This is a genomic window from Agrobacterium sp. CCNWLW32 (assembly GCF_037083425.1).
Lineage (GTDB): Bacteria > Pseudomonadota > Alphaproteobacteria > Rhizobiales > Rhizobiaceae > Agrobacterium > Agrobacterium radiobacter.
Window position 1 is genome coordinate 1 of the sequence record NZ_JBAOJM010000018.1, and the last position, 16,040, is coordinate 16,040.

General features: G+C 59.5%; 12 protein-coding genes. 8 read left to right on the plus strand and 4 right to left on the minus strand.

What is annotated here, in order from left to right; genetic code table 11:
* The first annotated feature begins 46 nt into the window (after positions 1 to 46).
* Together mobF and V6R85_RS23865 are read left to right on the plus strand one after the other, a co-directional pair.
* Positions 47 to 4,954: a MobF family relaxase gene (gene mobF, locus V6R85_RS23860; RefSeq protein ID WP_336377230.1), complete on the plus strand. Its 4,908-nt coding sequence runs from the start codon at positions 47 to 49 to the stop codon at positions 4,952 to 4,954.
* A gap of 112 nt (positions 4,955 to 5,066) precedes the next feature.
* On the plus strand, positions 5,067 to 5,645 hold the full coding sequence (locus V6R85_RS23865) for a GIY-YIG nuclease family protein (protein ID WP_336377231.1): 579 nt from the start codon (positions 5,067 to 5,069) through the stop codon (positions 5,643 to 5,645).
* A 34-nt stretch (positions 5,646 to 5,679) separates the two neighbouring features.
* On the opposite strand, the gene V6R85_RS23870 is transcribed toward V6R85_RS23865, so the two are convergent.
* The 4 genes from V6R85_RS23870 to V6R85_RS23885 form a co-directional block, all read right to left on the minus strand.
* Positions 5,680 to 5,973, minus strand: coding sequence for a hypothetical protein (locus V6R85_RS23870; protein WP_336377232.1), 294 nt, complete (start codon positions 5,971 to 5,973; stop codon positions 5,680 to 5,682).
* Positions 5,973 to 6,815 carry a hypothetical protein gene (locus V6R85_RS23875; protein WP_336377233.1) on the minus strand — a complete coding sequence of 281 codons (843 nt, stop codon included), beginning with the start codon at positions 6,813 to 6,815 and terminating at the stop codon, positions 5,973 to 5,975. Before V6R85_RS23875 ends, V6R85_RS23870 begins: the two co-directional genes overlap by 1 nt.
* A gap of 67 nt (positions 6,816 to 6,882) precedes the next feature.
* Entirely contained in the window at positions 6,883 to 7,365 is a 483-nt protein-coding gene (locus V6R85_RS23880) for a hypothetical protein (protein ID WP_336377234.1), read from the minus strand.
* 49 nt (positions 7,366 to 7,414) lie between these two features.
* Positions 7,415 to 8,215: a hypothetical protein gene (locus tag V6R85_RS23885; RefSeq protein ID WP_336377235.1), complete on the minus strand. Its 801-nt coding sequence runs from the start codon at positions 8,213 to 8,215 to the stop codon at positions 7,415 to 7,417.
* A 340-nt stretch (positions 8,216 to 8,555) separates the two neighbouring features.
* Between V6R85_RS23885 and V6R85_RS23890 the strand changes: the two genes are divergently transcribed.
* The 6 genes from V6R85_RS23890 (at position 8,556) to V6R85_RS23915 (ending at position 16,036) form a co-directional block, all read left to right on the plus strand.
* The gene (locus V6R85_RS23890; protein ID WP_336377236.1) at positions 8,556 to 8,768 is read left to right on the plus strand and encodes a hypothetical protein; all 213 of its coding nucleotides are present in this window, start codon (positions 8,556 to 8,558) and stop codon (positions 8,766 to 8,768) included.
* Positions 8,765 to 10,000, plus strand: coding sequence for a hypothetical protein (locus tag V6R85_RS23895; protein WP_336377237.1), 1,236 nt, complete (start codon positions 8,765 to 8,767; stop codon positions 9,998 to 10,000). Before V6R85_RS23890 ends, V6R85_RS23895 begins: the two co-directional genes overlap by 4 nt.
* Before the next feature lie 4 nt (positions 10,001 to 10,004).
* On the plus strand, positions 10,005 to 12,362 hold the full coding sequence (locus V6R85_RS23900; protein ID WP_336377238.1) for a type IV secretion system DNA-binding domain-containing protein: 2,358 nt from the start codon (positions 10,005 to 10,007) through the stop codon (positions 12,360 to 12,362).
* 318 nt (positions 12,363 to 12,680) lie between these two features.
* A complete protein-coding gene (locus tag V6R85_RS23905) occupies positions 12,681 to 13,373 on the plus strand; it encodes a hypothetical protein (RefSeq protein WP_336377239.1) in 693 nt (230 codons plus the stop codon).
* A gap of 12 nt (positions 13,374 to 13,385) precedes the next feature.
* The gene (locus tag V6R85_RS23910; protein WP_336377240.1) at positions 13,386 to 15,842 is read left to right on the plus strand and encodes a hypothetical protein; all 2,457 of its coding nucleotides are present in this window, start codon (positions 13,386 to 13,388) and stop codon (positions 15,840 to 15,842) included.
* On the plus strand, positions 15,842 to 16,036 hold the full coding sequence (locus V6R85_RS23915; protein WP_336377241.1) for a hypothetical protein: 195 nt from the start codon (positions 15,842 to 15,844) through the stop codon (positions 16,034 to 16,036). The genes V6R85_RS23910 and V6R85_RS23915 overlap by 1 nt, the downstream gene beginning before the upstream one ends.
* Positions 16,037 to 16,040: the final 4 nt, after the last annotated feature.

Consider the following 16,040-nt stretch of genomic DNA (forward strand, 5'->3'; position numbering starts at 1 on the left):
GTTCTCGAATGTGAAGAACGGTGAAGCGGCGAAGACGTTCGACATCATGAAAAATGGTGACGGTCTCGATCCTGTAACTGGTGTTTCGGTTCGCGCTCAGAACAATCGCCGGATGACATCGCAGGGCTACGACGTGATGCTCGCGCCGCCGAAGGCAGTGTCCGTTCTTCTTAGCCAGGCCGAGGCCATGGCAGCGACTGGATCTGGTAACGAGGCCAAGTTTGCTCGTGAGATGTCTGATAAGATCCAGACGGTCCTCCGCACCGCGAACAACCGCGCCATGCAGTTCATCTATGATCAGGGCTTCTTCGAGGTTCGGTATCGTGACCCCGACACGAAGGAAGATCTCCGGGCTGCTGCGGCCGACATCTCTGCTGTCCAGTGGCAGCACTTCTCGTCTCGCGAGGGCGACCCTCAGGCCCATTTCCATAACGTCTTCTATAATTCCGGCCGCCGTCCTGATGGATCGACCGGAACGATCGACAACATCCGGCTGCTCAAGAACATCCACTCGGTCAATGCCGTCTTTAACGCGGACGTTATTCGCGGCCTTGCTGAGATCGGCATCTCCGTCACCAAGGAGGGCCACAACTACACCGTTGATGGTTCGGTGAAGTCGCTTGAGACGAACTTCAGCAAGCGTTCGAACAAGATGCTCGAAGTCCTCAAGGATCAGTATGGGATCGACACGCGCGGCGACGCCTCAGCGGCCCTCAAGCAGGCTATCGTCCTTGCGACCCGCAATTCCAAGTCGGAGCTGCCGGAGCTGGAGCAGCTCATCGTTCGCTGGGGTCTGGAAGCGAAGGCTGAGGGCCATAACCTGTTCACGCTGCTGGAAGGCATGAAGTCGGCCACTGATCTCAGGTTCGAGAAAGAGGCAAAGGAGTGGGCCGAGAAGGTCGAGGCTGCTGCTGCCGATGGTATCGAGCTGCCTGCCGAGCGTCCACGCTTCGATATGGAGGAGATCCGGCAGAGCGCTATTGGCGGCCTCACCCAGACCGCAGCTACCTTTGAGGAGCGTCAGCTTAATGCCGCCATCCTGGAAGAGCTGTCGATGTTCTGCGGCGCTGATGAAGCCCTCGGTCTGTTGGACGAGCTGAAGCAGTCGGAGAAGGTTGTCGAGATCGGCATGAATGGGCGTGAGCGTGTTTTCTCCACTCCGCGCATCATTGAGCTGGAACGCTCTCTGATGAACATGACGGCCGAGATGCTCGAAAACCCGAACGCTCCATCGGCTGTTCCTGAAGGAATCATCGATGCGATCATCGCAAAGGGATCTGTTTCCTCTGCCACTGGCGAAGCGTTCGCATACCACCTCGATCAAGAGGAGATCATTCGATACTTCTCCGGCGGTGACCAGGTAGCGATCGGAAAAGGCCCTCCGGGCGCAGGCAAGTCAGCCGCCATGGAAGGCTATGTTAGAGGAGAGCGTGCCGTCGGCCGTCGCGTCTTTGGTATTGCCCCTACCAACCGCGCTTCCGTCGTTCTGAAGAATGATGCCCACATCGAGGCAGAACACACCCGGTCGGTTTTCGGCTTCATCCATGACATCCAGTCCGGCCGCACAACACTCGGCCCGAACGATGTCGTGCTTTGTGACGAGTTCGGCATGGTCGGATTGGAAGATGGTCAGAAGCTCCTCTCTCTAATCCAAGCTGCCGGAGCGCGTTTCCGTGGCCTCGGGGACGACGACCAGATTCAGCCTGTGCCGTTCGGCGCTACCATGCGATCAATGATGCACGTCGTCGACTACCGCATCATGACCGAAATCTCGCGCCAGAAGGATGTGCCGTGGATGCTCGATGCGAGCAAGGCACTGGTCCGCAAGGAAGTCGAGAAGTGCGTCGACATCTACAATGAGGCTGGTTGTATCACCCTCGCCCTTTCATATGAGGACATGATTGACCGCACCGTTGCTCGCCATTTCAAGGTGACTGGTGAGCATCCGGGCAAAAGCCATGTCATCATCGCTCGCACGAACGCTGAGGTCCGCGAGACCAACGACCGTATCCGTGACGGCAAGATCGAGCGCGGCGAGCTAGAGCGGGAGAGCATCAAGCTCCGCGCCATGACCAGAGGCCAGGACCCGTATGAGACGGAGATCGAACTGTCGGCTGGCGACCGGATCATCCTTGGCGACAACATCAAGATCGGTTCCGACAGGCTGCCTAATAACAGCTTCGGAACCGTGCGCGAGACGCGGCAGGGAGTAGATGGAGGAGAACCATGGCTCAAGATCGAGTTTGAAAATGGCTTCCTCTGGGAGGGTGTGCCGTCGGAGCTGACGAACCAGTACAACGAAGAAAGCGTCGATAAGGAAACTGGCAAGCGTATCCCGCACATCGCCCTCGCCTACGCCATGACCATCTACGCAGCGCAGGGAATGACGTGCGACTATTCTACGATGGTCAATTCAGTCGGCATGGGTATCCAGACATCGCTTGTCGGCATGACCCGTCAGCGTCTCGGCTTCGAGCTGATTTGCGATGCCAGCCGGATCGTGGATAAGATCTCGTCTCGCTCCGGCATGGACGTTCAGATGAACAAGTGTGCCGCCACCAAGGAGGATGACAAGGATCCAGAAGCCGAGATCACGGATGGCGAGATCCTCAAGGAACTCATCAAGGAGATGAGCGAGGACGAGGCGAAGAAAAACGTTAGTGACTATCAGGCCGACAAAGTAGCGTTTCGAAAGGGAAAAACGCAGGAAAATACCCAGATGGTTTCAAAGGAAGAAAACGAGACGAAGACTAAGGCTGAAACCAAGGTTGAAGCGCAGGCTACTCCTGCGGTTGCTCGTAGCCGTGTCCGTGGTCTCGGCCAGTTCGGTGCCAAGGTGGTAACCCAGACGGAATCCAAGAGCGTCGGCGAGCAGCTTGCCCATAAGATGCAGGAGCGCGCCACCAGTTCCGATCGTAGATCGGTGCCCAAGCCGAACCGTCCGATGCCAGGCACTCAGAAGGCCGCCGCTGCTCGTATTCAGGCACAGGCTGAGTTCAAGCAGCGCTTGCAGGATGAATCCGATGAGATGGTGAAGCACGATCTCCGCGATTACATGCTGAGGAACGGCGCGAGCTATTCGAAGGACATGAAAAACCCAGAGATAGGCCGCAATGCCACTGGGAGATTTGCTGGCGGAACGGAATACACCCTTTCCTTCGGTAAAGGTCAGGGATGTGTCGTCTCTCAGTCAAAGGACGGCAACTGGGGCTTCTTCATGCGTGATGGATCCGCCAAGGGTGACATCCGGCATTTCGTCATTTGGCGCGACGGCGGCGACTTCAAATCCGCCTGCGATACCCTGCGCGATGAGCTGAACCTGCGAGACAAGGAGCTGTCTCGTTCTTCCTACTCCAAGGAGACGAAGGTCGAGGAAACCCGGATCCAGCGCCATGAGCGGTTGCTGGCTGAGCGCGAGGCGACAGCCAAGGCGGAGCCGTCGAAGTTCCAGCAGATGAAGGGATGGCTGCAGTCATCGACCGTCGGCAAGTCGGTCTATGCCATGAAGCGCGGCATCACCGAGTTCACTCAGCAGAAGCTCGGCTGGTTCCACAATGAGCCGGAAGGCCGCGGTCCTCAGGCTGCTCAGAACCCGGGTGGGATCATGTTCCCCATGACAGACCATCTCGGCAACCTGACGGGCCTCGGCCGCAAGGGGCCACCGACACCGATTACCGATGGAGCCAGCTTCGGTTTCGCCGCCAAGGACAGCGAGAAGCATCTGTGGCGCGCTGGCGAGATGGTAGATCCGAAGGTCATCTATGCTGGTGAAGCTGCTCTCGATGTCGCCGCCCTTTATCAGCGCGACGGTCATCCTGAAAAGGCGATGGTCACCGCCACGCTTGGCAACATGGGCGACAACGAGCAGGCCGACTACTACGCTCTGGCGAAGAAGCATCCGGAAGCCGCGTGGGTCTGGGCGGGCCAGAACGACAAGGTGAACGATCGTGGGATCAAGCCTGCGGACGTGATCCAGGAGAAGGCGTTCCAGTCGATCCGCGAGGGCAACCCGAATGCGGAGATCACGGCGCGTCATCCTGAGGTCGCCAAGGACTGGGCGGAGCAGGTGCAGAAGGAGATGGAAGCTACCCGCACCCGGGAGCAGATCGACGCTGTCTGGACGGAAACGGTTCCCGGCAACAATGGCTACCTTCGTCGACAGGGCGTCTCTCCGGAGACCCAGTTCGCGTTCCAACAGGACATGCACCTCGAGCAGAAGGGCATCGACGGCCGGAATGCTGGCGGCGTGATCTTCGCGCTGCGCGACCGCGACAACTTCATGACCGGGTTTGCCCGGTACGGTGACGAGATCGATCCTTCGACCTCCCTGCCCTTCCGCAAGGTCGAAAGCCTCGACAGCCGTGGGGGCATGATCCGCATGGGCAACGAAAAGGCTCCTTCTGTCTTCTACTCCGGCCAGCACGCTGTCGAAGTCCTGCAGGCCTACGAGAAGGATGGATCTCCTGAGAATGCCGCGCTGCTGGTTGCCGATCTGGGCGTCGATCGCAAGCTGACCAAAGAGCAGTCGATCATCCTGAAGCAGGCGGCCGAGCAGCATCCGGACATCAAGTGGAACTTCGTCCCTGAAGGCACCGTCAATTATGAGCAGAAGGAAGCTGTCATGATTGACCAGGCTGCCGCTCAGATGAGGATTGCGATCCGTGAGGGCAATCCGGGTGTCGAGATCCAGGAGCGCGTATCTGCCTCAATGGTGCATGCCGTCGAGAGGCAGAGACAGGAAGCCGACATGGCGGTGTCGCAGGACAAGTCCAAGGACATGCAGCCGGAGGAGCAGAAGGACGAGCGCCGCACCACGGAAACGGTGCAGCAGCGGGAGCCGGAAGCAAAGCCGGAGCCTGCCCCTCAGCAAGACACCGGAGTCGAGGTGGCAGCAGCTCAGGCGGCGGCCGAGGAGGAACGTCGGCGCCGCGCACAGCAGGGAAGGAGCATGTAGCCCCTGCCCTGCCCTATCGATCAACAAAGGAGAACCCGCCGCGAGCGGGTTTTCTTGTACTGGGACGATTCCTATGACAGTCGTACGGATAGTCCATGGACATAGAGCTGCGATGCCACAGGAAACGACCGCCCTCCCCGACTTCGTGACAGGCTGGGGCAACAGCATCATCGAGATCGAGCCGACGTATCTCTACGTGATCGAATCCGCCTCGAAGCCCGACCGCATCAAGATCGGGGTGGCACGTGATCCGCTGAAGCGGCTTACGGCGATCGATGCCAGCCGATACTCGCTTCCCCTGCCCTACGACATCCGTCACCTCTTCCTCATGGAAGACGCCCATCAGATCGAGAAGTGCGCGCAAATCCACCTGTGGAGGCAAGGGCGCTGGTTCTGGGGCGAGCTGTTCGATTGCCCTCCGGACGAGGCGGCCGCCCTCATACGGTCACTCGTGGCCGATCACGACACCTTCCGGAAACCCCGGAAGCTCGATCAGACGGTTGCCATGCTCGACGAGCTGAAGGTGTCCGACGAGACGGAATGCGTTTTCGATGTCTCGAGGTCGGACCCGATCTTCGAGAAGGCGGCTCTGCGATATGCGCGGTCAGCCGCCAAGAAGGCAAAGCTCGTGGAGCAGGGCTGGGATGGCTTCTACCGGATCGAGCAGCATCGCGGCTGGTATCAGGAGTAGCCCCTTCTCCCTCTAGTCCACGACTGTCCAAGGACTACAGCCCCTCACGGCTCATGATGTCGGTGGCCTTCTGCTGCGCCCGGAGCTGGAAGAGCTCGAACGAAATGCGGTTGCCGACCGCCGTTACAGTGAAGAACAGGCTGAAGCCGAAAGCAGCGTGCGCGATCGTCTGCCATGCCCAGTATGCCAGCCCTGCCCCGACCAGCGAGGCGATGATCGTATTGATCATGTTGTCGCGCTCGCGCTTCTTCTTTTCCGCCTTGATCGTTTCAAGGTGCTGATCGAGTTCGGATCCCGGCTTCACGCCCTTGTCGGTCCAGTACGTCATCAGTCCCTCTCCCTGTCGCCGCCGTTTGCCATCGGGTCGTGACCATGCTTGATCCAGTGTTCGTTCTGATCGCGCAGGAGGTAATAGGATCCTTCAACGCGGAAATCGAACATGGGGTCGAGATCAGGATTTCGGACTGCTTCCCACAGATACCCTCCAAGGGCATCAGCAGCCAGTGCCTGAGCCTTGGCGCGACATGCGTCGCCATTGTCCCGGTCGAAGTCCCCGATCATCAGCGCCAGCTCGTACAGCAGGCCGCGAGCGTCGCTGTATCTGATAAACCGCAGATAGTTGAGTTCGAGTTCGAGGCACGCTGACCTCGTGTCCGGGGACTTGTCCTGCGACAGAAGCATCCCTGCCCCGAGCGTCACCTGAAAGCGGCCGACCTCGCAGGCATTGTAAAAAACCCGATACATCCGGCCGATGTCCGGACTGTCGTAGCCTCGGGCATCTGTCTTCGGCAGCTCCTCGATAGCCCACGGATCCGGAAGGTGGTTGTTGAGCGATGCTGCGAACCACCTGAAGTCTTCGAAGAGCGTCTGATGCTCCGGCCGGATCCAGGATGTAATCGCACCGCCTGCAGCGAGGCTTTCCGGCTGCTGGTGTCTCGGGACATGTCGCTCCCCCTCGAGCTGGGCGCGGATGCCTGAATAGTCCTTGTGAATGACCCGCTCTTCGAGCTTCTGCAGGCGGCCCTCGATCTGCATAAGGATCACGACCCCGATAACGGCGATCACGCCAATGGTCGTCCAGATGTCGGAGATCCCGAAAATCTCCTTTGCCGCATATGCCGCACCCCATGCCGCCGCGATGGCGACGTAGATTCCGAATCTCTTGAACATGCCCCTGCCCCTGTACTGCCCCGCGACAGTCTTACGGATCGTCCTTAGGACTGTCCATGGACTGCGATCAGCCGAACATCCTCTTGAGGAAACCCGGTTTGGTTTCCGCCGGCGGCTTCACATCGTCATTGCTGGCCTTCTGGCTGGCGTGGAATAGATCTCGCCAAGCGTCACGGTCGATCTCGGCCGCATCAGCTCGTTTGCCCTCAGCAGTGGCTCGGCCGTTCTCGGCGTCTGCTCGCTTGCTTTCGGCGTCTGCGCGGAGGGCTTCGGTGTCGGCACGCTTGCGTTCGGCCTCGACGATTTCCTTGAGGCCGTCGATCTGAACCTCGAGCGCCTTGAGGAGGATCTCCGGGACCAGTCTCTCTTCCGGCTTGTCCTCGGACTTGTCTCGGGACGGCAGCTCTTCCATCGGCACTTGGATCCTGACCGTGCCATCGTTCCCGGTTGTCCGCGGCCAGCGCTTCCGCTGCACCATCTTCCTTGCGGACTCGAGCTTGCAGCCGAGGCGGTCGGCCAGTTCCTTGTATGTCAGGCTCTCGATTGTCATAGGGACTGTCTCCGGTATCGTCCCTACGACTGTACCCGGACATGGTTAATCACTGTTTACCATGTTGAGCCTCATATGCGGCCTTGGCTGCAGCCTCGAAATCGGTCTGCGTCAGCCCCTTGGGGATGAAAGCTCCGACCGGATATGCTCCCGGCTCTCCGATGAACGTGTTTTCGAGATCGCCCAGCGTGTCGATAATGGCGGCCACGGTTTTCGTCGGATCGAGGTCGGCCTGATGCTTCCACCCGTCGATAAGCGCAGCGATCTTCTGCAGCTTCGTCCATGTGTCGGCCGACACCTTGCTTTCGAGGAGGTGGGTCAGGTTCTCACGCTCGCCCTCGGGCCAGCCTCCACCTGGTGCCAACAGGGTGAGATAGACAAAGAAGGCTGCCGTCGGATGATCCTTAGGGGACAGCCCATCGATCTCCTTCCGGATGTCCGTATGCGAGGCGTCGTCGCCGTCGTGATAGAAATCGCCGCCGTCGAACCCAGCCGCGACGAACTCATCGAACATTCGGTGGTGCTGCAGCTCGTTGTCTAGGGCCGTGACGATGGCCTGCAGGACATTTCGCTTATGTTCATCCATGTTCGCGATCTCGACGACATGGCGATACCCGCGCGCCGACAGACACACATGGAGAATCTCGTGTGCGAAGGAGGGGAGGGGGCGCTCGGTCTCGGCCATGCCGATCTGCGCCTTGCCATCGCGAACTTGAGAAAACCACTCGACGGCCTTGGTGGGCGCGATCTGCAGCTCATAAGCCTTGTCGGCTTCAGCTAGCCAGCTCGCCATTCGCGGATCGGCTTGGATCTCTGCCACCCACCGCTGTGCGGTTTCCATCGTTATCATATCGTCTCCATCCCTCGGACTGTCTCTGGGACCGTCCCTATGACATCGGCCGCAGCGGCAGCCCTTATCTTAATTTCCTCATTGAGGATTCGGGCTTCCATAGCCGGAATAGAGGCGAAGAGGGAAGGGGTGTCGCATGGACTGTCGTACGGACTGTCCGGAGGGATGCCGCACTCCGGAGCTATCGCGACAGGGGCGGCAGGGCAGGGGCGTTGGTAACCAATGGTTCATTTTGAATCATGGTTAGGTTGCACAGTTTACCACCTGAAAACCTCACGATCGCAAAAGTGGGCCATCGATCTCAAAACCCTGGGCTCGGGGATAATGGGCTCTTAGGGTAATGACGCAATGGGGCAATCAACCAATGCCATCCACGAGGCTAACCACAACCAGCTTACTTCTGACCGAGGATCAAAGCCGTCTCCTGAAAAAGGTTGCAGCCGCTCGCATGATGCGTGGCGACATGCCAACGGCCTCGGTCAGTGAAGTCATCCGAAAACTGATCGAGCAGCATGAGGCCGCCTTTCTCGCAGAAATCGAAGGCACGAAATGAACCAGCATGTCACGGACGTCGCCAAGGTCGAGCGCATCGACCCCGAGACTGGCGAAATCACTGAAGTTTCGACGGCATCCGAAATCACGGCTCCCGCCGCCAAGCGCAAGCTGCCGCTCCAGCCTATCCTCGAGGAGAAGGTGCCGCCGCTTCCGACCCCGGCCGCTGACCGGATCGATGCCAATTGGGATATCGCCCATGTGGCGACCAAAGGCCATGTTCATTTGGAACGGATATTTGCGATTTCGGAGAAGGTATTCTGGCCGTCTATCCTGCTGGCAATGCTTTCATTCTTGCTGATCGTTCGCAGCTTTCCAGGCGCGTCATTTGGCCCCTACGCAAATCTGATGTTCTGGGGAGCGCTGGGTCTCGTCGTTCTCGTCGCTCTTTTTATGGCCAACGGGCAGAGCCTGCTAAGTGAGGATCCGTGGACGTTTGTTGCAGGGCCTGCAGTGATCGGCTTCGGCCTCTGGCTGTTTGCCGCATACGCCGAGCGGTATCCGAATGGGTGGGCCGCTTGGATCGGCTTTGGTCTCAAGATCGCTATCGTTATTGGTCTTATCCTTTGGTGTGGAAAGCACATCCTGAAAAGTGCCAAATCCAGCGAGAGTAGGGCGGTCCTTTGGGTGGCTGCCGCGTACGTGGGTTTTGTTGTCGTCGGCACTGTAATTCTCGGCTCGCTTGCTGGTGCCATGTCTGGCTCTGGCCCCGGCGGCATGAGCGCGATCGCTTCCATGTTGACCTACGACCGCGACACCTACTTTGATCTCGGCGGAGGGCTGCGCTCCGGGCCGGAATATCGCTGGCTGGGGGAACATGCCCCGAATGGCGGTCTCTCGGTGACGAAACTGAATGCCTTGATTAAGGCCGTTCAAACGGATCTGGCCAACCACGGAAATGACGCTGCGAGCTGGGAAGAGGTGACGAAGCTGAACCCGGCTCCCATGATCACGCGCCCTGAAAAGGCGATCCGCGACAACTCCAAGGAGCTGCCCAACGGTATCGTCGTCATTCCTGAGGGCAGGGATCCGGTGACAATCGTAGCCCATGTCGAAGGTCAGTGGTCGATCTCGGTCATCGCACCGCGTGACTGCGCCGCCTTCCTTGGGCCGTTTGATGCGGCGAGCGGATGCCAGAACGCGACCACCCCGAGCCGCCCTATCAATCAGTACGCTGCGAAGGTTCTCAACACCCTCAAGCCGACCGCGGCAGTTGCCGAGACGAAGGAGTAATCCGATGAAGAAGCTCATCACCAATCTCGCTATCAAGGCCCTGCGCTGGGGCGACCGCGTGTTCGCGTCGAGCGAGGATCCGCTGCTTCGGGGCGATCTCGTCGAGTATGGCCGCAGCAAGTACCCCCCCGAGCAGTATCAGACGATGTGGATGGACATCCCTGAGGATCTTCGGCGCCGAATTACGTGGGATGGGCGTCTGCTCAATGGCGACATGCCTGCCGAGTTGGCCAAAGCCAGGTTCACCGACGAAATCGTGGCGGATACGCTGATCAAATCGGGCGTGAAGGCCGTCAAGATCACTGGCATCCTCAGCTTGTGCATCGCCCTGATGTCGATCCAGTCCTTCAACGTCGCGTTCGACGGTCGCACTCCCTATCCGACATGGGCGGCTACCAATGACGCATGGCTGCCTGTCGTCGCGTGGTTCGTCCTGACAACCATCGAGCGTCTGGCGGGTCTTCTTGGGGCGATCAGCTCATCCGCCGCAATGCTCCTCCCTCTTCTACTCCTCTTCCCGGTGGTCTGGTGGTGGGCATTTTCCAGCCTTATGGATCGCATGTGGCGAAAAGGGTCCATGCCCTATCGCTTTCCGTCGTCTGACACGCAGCACTTCTGGAAGGAGCACGTGGCGGAGCGCATCAAAGACTATGAGGCGTATAAGGGGACCATCGCAGAGGCACTCCGGATCGCTGACCAGCCCCTGTTCGGGATTGGCGTAGCCCTCGGTATCACAGATGCTCGCGGCGACAACCGTGCGCCTCTGCCTGGTCAGCTCATGTGCGTGGATGCTGAGAGCGTCCGGCAGGGGACGTATATCTCGGGCAAAACTGGTTCCGGCAAGACCTCGCTTGTCTTCATCCCGATGTTCAAGGCCCTGATGGCGAACGTATGGGGCAACCACAAGTCCGGCGCCTATGTAACGGACGGCAAAGCGACCTTGTGGCGCGATCTGCTTCCGTTGGTCGAGCACCGCAAGGAAGAGGTGTTTGTCATCGGCACGGAGGAAGGACAGTATGGCATCGACCTGATCCATGGCATGTCGCCGCTGGAAGTTGCCGCCATGTTCGAGGCTGTCGACAGTCAGATTTCTGGCCCCGGCGCTGCTGCCAAGGATCCCTTCTGGAAGGTGTCGGCCTCGGACTGCATCTGCTACTCGGCGCAGCTCGCGTACATTCTTGAGCGTCATCCTGTCGCTGTTCAGGAATGGAAGTCGATTGCAAAGGTGCGTCCGTACTCGCTGTTGACGGTCTATCTCATCGCCACCCAGCCAAACTTCTCAAAGAAGGCCGTTGAGTTGTTCTACAAGGTCGGAAAGGAGATGTCGGGACCGATTCAGGACGGTGACGACAAGGCTCTCAAGGCTGCCTTCAGGCAGTGCATTGAAGCCGCCGAGTGGTTCCAGAACACGTTCCTCATCATGTCTCCCGGACAGCGTGACGGTATCGTGGGCAACGTGTCGGCCGTTCTCGGCAAGCTCCGCGCCTCGCGCACTGTAGTCGAGCGGTTCTGCGCTGGTGCAACGGAACAGGCGATCGATGTCGATCACGCGCTGCGGGGCGGTATCATCATGATCGCCATTGGATCCTCGTCCGAGCTGGGCGTAGTCGGCAAGCTGATCGCGACGTGGCTCAAGACGCGCCTGATGCTCCTCGCGGCTCGCCGCCTTGAAAAGGAGGGCAAGGAAGTCTGCGCTCAGTCGAGCTGCGCCCTATTTGCGGACGAGTTCCAGATGCTCTGCACGACCGTCGGAGAGCAAAGCGACGTCGAGGCGTGGAACAAAAACCGTCAAACTGGCCTGTATTTGATCTGTGCAACCCAGAACATTTCGGCTCTTCGCCTCAAGATGGGCGATACCGCGACGGCGAACTTCCTGTCCCAGATGAACACCAAGATCATCTTGGAAAACGACGAGGAAGAGACCATCAAGTGGGCCGAAAAGACCTCCGGCCAGTTGCCGTGGGCATGGCAGCCGGATCCGCGGTTCTACTCGACGCAAGGCGCTCGCGAGATGCTGATCGGCAATGACAGTGAGCTGGCGGAGATGGAAACCCTCGACGGTATCATCCCTTCGATGTTCGTCCCTGTCACAGACCAGGTCGAAGACGGCTGGGGTGGACGCATCATGCGCGCTCCCAAGGCTGCCTTGCGGAAGGCATTGGGCAAGAAGCGTGGTGTCCAGACCTACATGCAGGAAGGCCAGAATGGCTTTGAGGGTGCAACGGTCATGGACAAGTTCCAGCCAAAGATCCGGCAGAGCGATCTTCAGACTGGATCCGGCCATGCAATGGCGATGGTCCGTCGGGCGAACTCCACCCGCGTCGACATGATCGATCTCCGCATCACAGCGATCCCGAGGTAAATCCGGATCCACGAAGTCGAAGAGGGGGCTCCGGCCCCCTTTCTTATGTCTGCCGACAATCAGGAATAGAGGAAGAGGCACCAGTAAGGTGAAAGAGCAGTTCCAGGAATCGGTAAAAACTTAGCCATTTCGTTAAAGTGTTTTGAGGAGAAAAGGCGAGCTTTTTCAGGGCCTTCGTAGCATTCTTGGCTAGACAAGGTAGCCAATGGTTGCCTATTATTAAGGGCGAGGCGGATACGCTCTTTAGGGATCTTTTCACCACCCTTCGAAGTCGGTTCTCAACCTCGGGATTGTATGTTCGAGTAAAAGGAATGCCTGATGTCTGATGCCGATAAGCCTTGGTCCGCTCCCCCTGCAGGAAGCTCCTCCGAGGGCAGCCCCGCTCCCTCGTCCATCCCCACGAAACCTGCCTGCGACAAGGCCCCGGTGAGCGCGGATGAAGATCTCCGTGCATCGTTCGCTCAGTGGGCCGAAGAATATCGCCGGAAGCAGGACGCTGAGCGCAAGGCGGCCGAGCAGGGGCAGGGACAGTCTATGGGAATGTCGCTCCCTACGGTTCCCGTATCGAACCCCGCGTCATCGTCTCTCCAGGATGGCGGCCCGGTCGCTCCTGACTTCAGCGACATGTTCAAGCACTTCGACGAGGTTGAACGCGGCGCACAGGAGCAGATTCAGGGACAGCGCGACAAGGACCAGCGCGAGGCAGATGCCGCGTATGCAGTTTCACAGGGTGAAACCGCACTTATGAACGCTATCGTCGCAGGGATCGCGCGAGGGGAAAAAAGCCTGAGCGAGAGTATGAGAAACGCTGCTATCGAAGCCGGGTACCGCCAGCACGAAGGCGAGGTCAATTCCGGAGCTAGCCAGCTTGAACGCACTGAAGATGCCGGATGGCGTGAATTTCACCAGACAGAACAGCGAGGCTTCGGCCAGCTCGATCGCAGTGAGACCGCAGGCGAACGCCAGCACGAGACCGAAGAACGACGCCGTTCGAGCGGCATGAGCTTGTAAGGAGATAGAACCATGGCAAAGTTCCCCCGTCGCGGCAAAGGCTCCGACAAGACCACCGACGAAGGCAAGATCAGCAACAGCGTCAGCGCCAGTGACGGCACTCCCAGCCTCGCTGATGAGGCCTACACGCCGTCCGCACCCAAGCCGCCGCAGCCGCCCAAGGCAGGCCGCACGGATCTGAACGCTGCGCAGGGTTTCCAGCGCCAGCAGCAGATGGCTTCCCACACGACCCCCCAGATGAGCCGCCGTGAACGCGCAAGGCTCGATGCCATGAAAGGAAACGCGCCGGAGCCATCTAGCCCCGCGCCTCGTGGCATGGGATCGTCGCCTGCTCCTGAGCCTGAAATCGAACAGGCCGAGTTCGTTCGCCTGACGCCTTTCGAGATCGACAGGCTCGCCATGCAGTCGGTTCGTGACTACGACGCAGGCCGTGAAGCCGCGGACTTGTCCCATGTCCATCCTGACGACTTCCGCGTGATCGAAGACCGTGTTCCGTTCGCTCAGGATCGTTTCGATCAGCAGAAGACCGAATGGCAGGGCGTGGCTCAGCAGTTCTCGCTCTCGGACATGACCATGATGACGGCTGAGGGCGAGCAGGGCGCTACCATCACCAGCGACGGCACGACTTACACCAAGGACGGCGATTTCCTCGTCGGCTATCGTCCCGGAACTGACCCGACATGGCATGAGTTCGCGGGTGTCTATGATGCCGTTGCTGCGAAGCCGGAATCTCAGGAGCAGATGGCCGCCACCTTCCCGGGTGGGGATCGTCATGCCGTTTTCTTCAGTCATGAGGGCAATGAGCGCCTGCAGTTCACCGACAGCTTGCCGTGGCGCAATGATGCCGTCGAGGATCTGAATGAACTTCGCGCCGTCCTTTCGGGAGCCGGAGAGCATGCCGTCGCTGATCGCCTGTATGTCTCGGTTTTGACTCCGTATGAGCGTGCAGTCGAACAGGTCGAGCAGCGCGAGCCGCAGGAAGGCCAGCGTCATCAGCGCGCCTATGCCGAGGTGGCTGGAGAGCAGTTCCCCTCCCTTTCTACTCCTGCCGCAGAGGTTCCTCAGGTCCTCTCGCCCGAGGATCACAAGGCTGTCGTCGATGCGTTCGACCAGGCGCCCGCGTTGGCGGCCGAGCAGGGTGCAGAACGGGTCCGCGATGCCCTGCCAAGGGAAGGTCGTGCTGACACCGTCGAAGGCCTGCGGGCGCAGTATCAGTGGCATGCGAACCACATGTTCGAGGAAGGCCGTGACCTCAAGGACATTTACACGGAGACTGGCCTGAAGCCGGAAGGTGCGGATCAGACGGCATGGGAGAAGACGGAATACGTCTACGGTCAGCCGACGGCTCTCGATAAGCTGCAGGATCTCGGCACTGGTGCGTTCGCCGCCAGCGAGAGCGGCTACACCTATGCTCTCTCGGCCGACGGCAAGGAATTGATCCGCTTTGATGCCGATCTGCAGATCGCTGGCCGGAAGCCTGTCGAGGACGTGCAGGCATTTCTTCAGGAGAAGCGTGGGGTCGAGTTCGACCAGAAGCAGGAGGAAAAACTGCAGGCAGCTCCGCAGGTCGAGCAGCAGCAGGGGACAGAGGCCGTCGAGCTGAACCGCGCTGATACCGGCACCCTGCAGATCGTTGCCGAAAAGCAGGAAGTGATGCAGGGGGAGCAGCTTCCCACACAGGAGGAGGCCGTTTGGAGCCAGTCCAAGGAGTACGCTGACGAGGCGGTCCAGGACATGAACCAGATGGCGAGCCAGCCTGCCACGGAAGGCCAGAAGGAGACCGCGGCTCTTCTCCGCGGCGATCTTCAGGAAGTCCAGCAGTCTCAAGCCGTCGAGGCCACTCCGCAGGAAGCTGCCGAGATCAAGCAGGAGGTCGCCACTAACAATGAAGGCGTATCCGCTGTTGAGCAGCCTGAGATGGAAGCTGCGCAGGAGCAGGACAAGGCCGCCCCTGTTGTCGACAAGGAGGCGCTTAGCGAGTTCACGTCGCATGAGGTTTCCTTCGAAACCTCCAAGACGGATGACTTGGCTCTCCCCGTGGACTTATCTGAGATGAAAGCCGAGGAGGCTTCCGAGGTGAAGTCGGGTGCCGAAGAGACGGTCGATAACGACCTGACTGCCGACTTCGAGCAGAGCAAGGCTGCTTATGAAGCCAAGCAGCCAGAGCAGGAGAAAGCGCAGGAGATCGCGGTCGGTACCGACGTTCAGCAGAAGGCCGTCGTCGAGGATGATCTGCGGTCGGACTTCGAGCAGAGCAAGGACGCATACGACGCGAAGCAGTCCGACCAGATGGTTCAGGAGGCTGTCAAGTCCGAGACGAGCCAGCAGGTGTCGAACGAACCTGAGGACAACCTCACCGCGGACTTCGAAGTGAGCAAGGCCAAGTTCGAAGAGCAGCAGGCGAACCCACCGGAACCCGCTGTTCAGCACGAGGAGGAAGAGGAACGGAACAGGGGGATGGCCGCCTGATGTCCAAGAGCCTCGAAAATCAGGTCCGTGAGTGGCTGGAAGTCGAAGAGAATTGCGAAGCCGCGAACGACTTCTACGGCAGCCGCGCCTACCTCCATGATGATCTTCCGGACTTCCGGGAGATCGCAGACACCTGGTGCCGGATCCACGGCATCCAGCCGCCGACACACCGCATCCACCCGACCGTTCAGTAGGAGT

Bases quoted from the DNA above. Each gene is read 5' to 3' on its own strand.
- mobF (WP_336377230.1), top strand. From the start codon at position 47: ATGAAAAATGGTGACGGTCTCGATCCTGTAACTGGTGTTTCGGTTCGC.
- V6R85_RS23865 (WP_336377231.1), top strand. From the start codon at position 5,067: ATGCCACAGGAAACGACCGCCCTCCCCGACTTCGTGACAGGCTGGGGC.
- V6R85_RS23870 (WP_336377232.1), bottom strand. From the start codon at position 5,973: ATGACGTACTGGACCGACAAGGGCGTGAAGCCGGGATCCGAACTCGAT.
- V6R85_RS23875 (WP_336377233.1), bottom strand. From the start codon at position 6,815: ATGTTCAAGAGATTCGGAATCTACGTCGCCATCGCGGCGGCATGGGGT.
- V6R85_RS23880 (WP_336377234.1), bottom strand. From the start codon at position 7,365: ATGACAATCGAGAGCCTGACATACAAGGAACTGGCCGACCGCCTCGGC.
- V6R85_RS23885 (WP_336377235.1), bottom strand. From the start codon at position 8,215: ATGATAACGATGGAAACCGCACAGCGGTGGGTGGCAGAGATCCAAGCC.
- V6R85_RS23890 (WP_336377236.1), top strand. From the start codon at position 8,556: ATGACGCAATGGGGCAATCAACCAATGCCATCCACGAGGCTAACCACA.
- V6R85_RS23895 (WP_336377237.1), top strand. From the start codon at position 8,765: ATGAACCAGCATGTCACGGACGTCGCCAAGGTCGAGCGCATCGACCCC.
- V6R85_RS23900 (WP_336377238.1), top strand. From the start codon at position 10,005: ATGAAGAAGCTCATCACCAATCTCGCTATCAAGGCCCTGCGCTGGGGC.
- V6R85_RS23905 (WP_336377239.1), top strand. From the start codon at position 12,681: ATGTCTGATGCCGATAAGCCTTGGTCCGCTCCCCCTGCAGGAAGCTCC.
- V6R85_RS23910 (WP_336377240.1), top strand. From the start codon at position 13,386: ATGGCAAAGTTCCCCCGTCGCGGCAAAGGCTCCGACAAGACCACCGAC.
- V6R85_RS23915 (WP_336377241.1), top strand. From the start codon at position 15,842: ATGTCCAAGAGCCTCGAAAATCAGGTCCGTGAGTGGCTGGAAGTCGAA.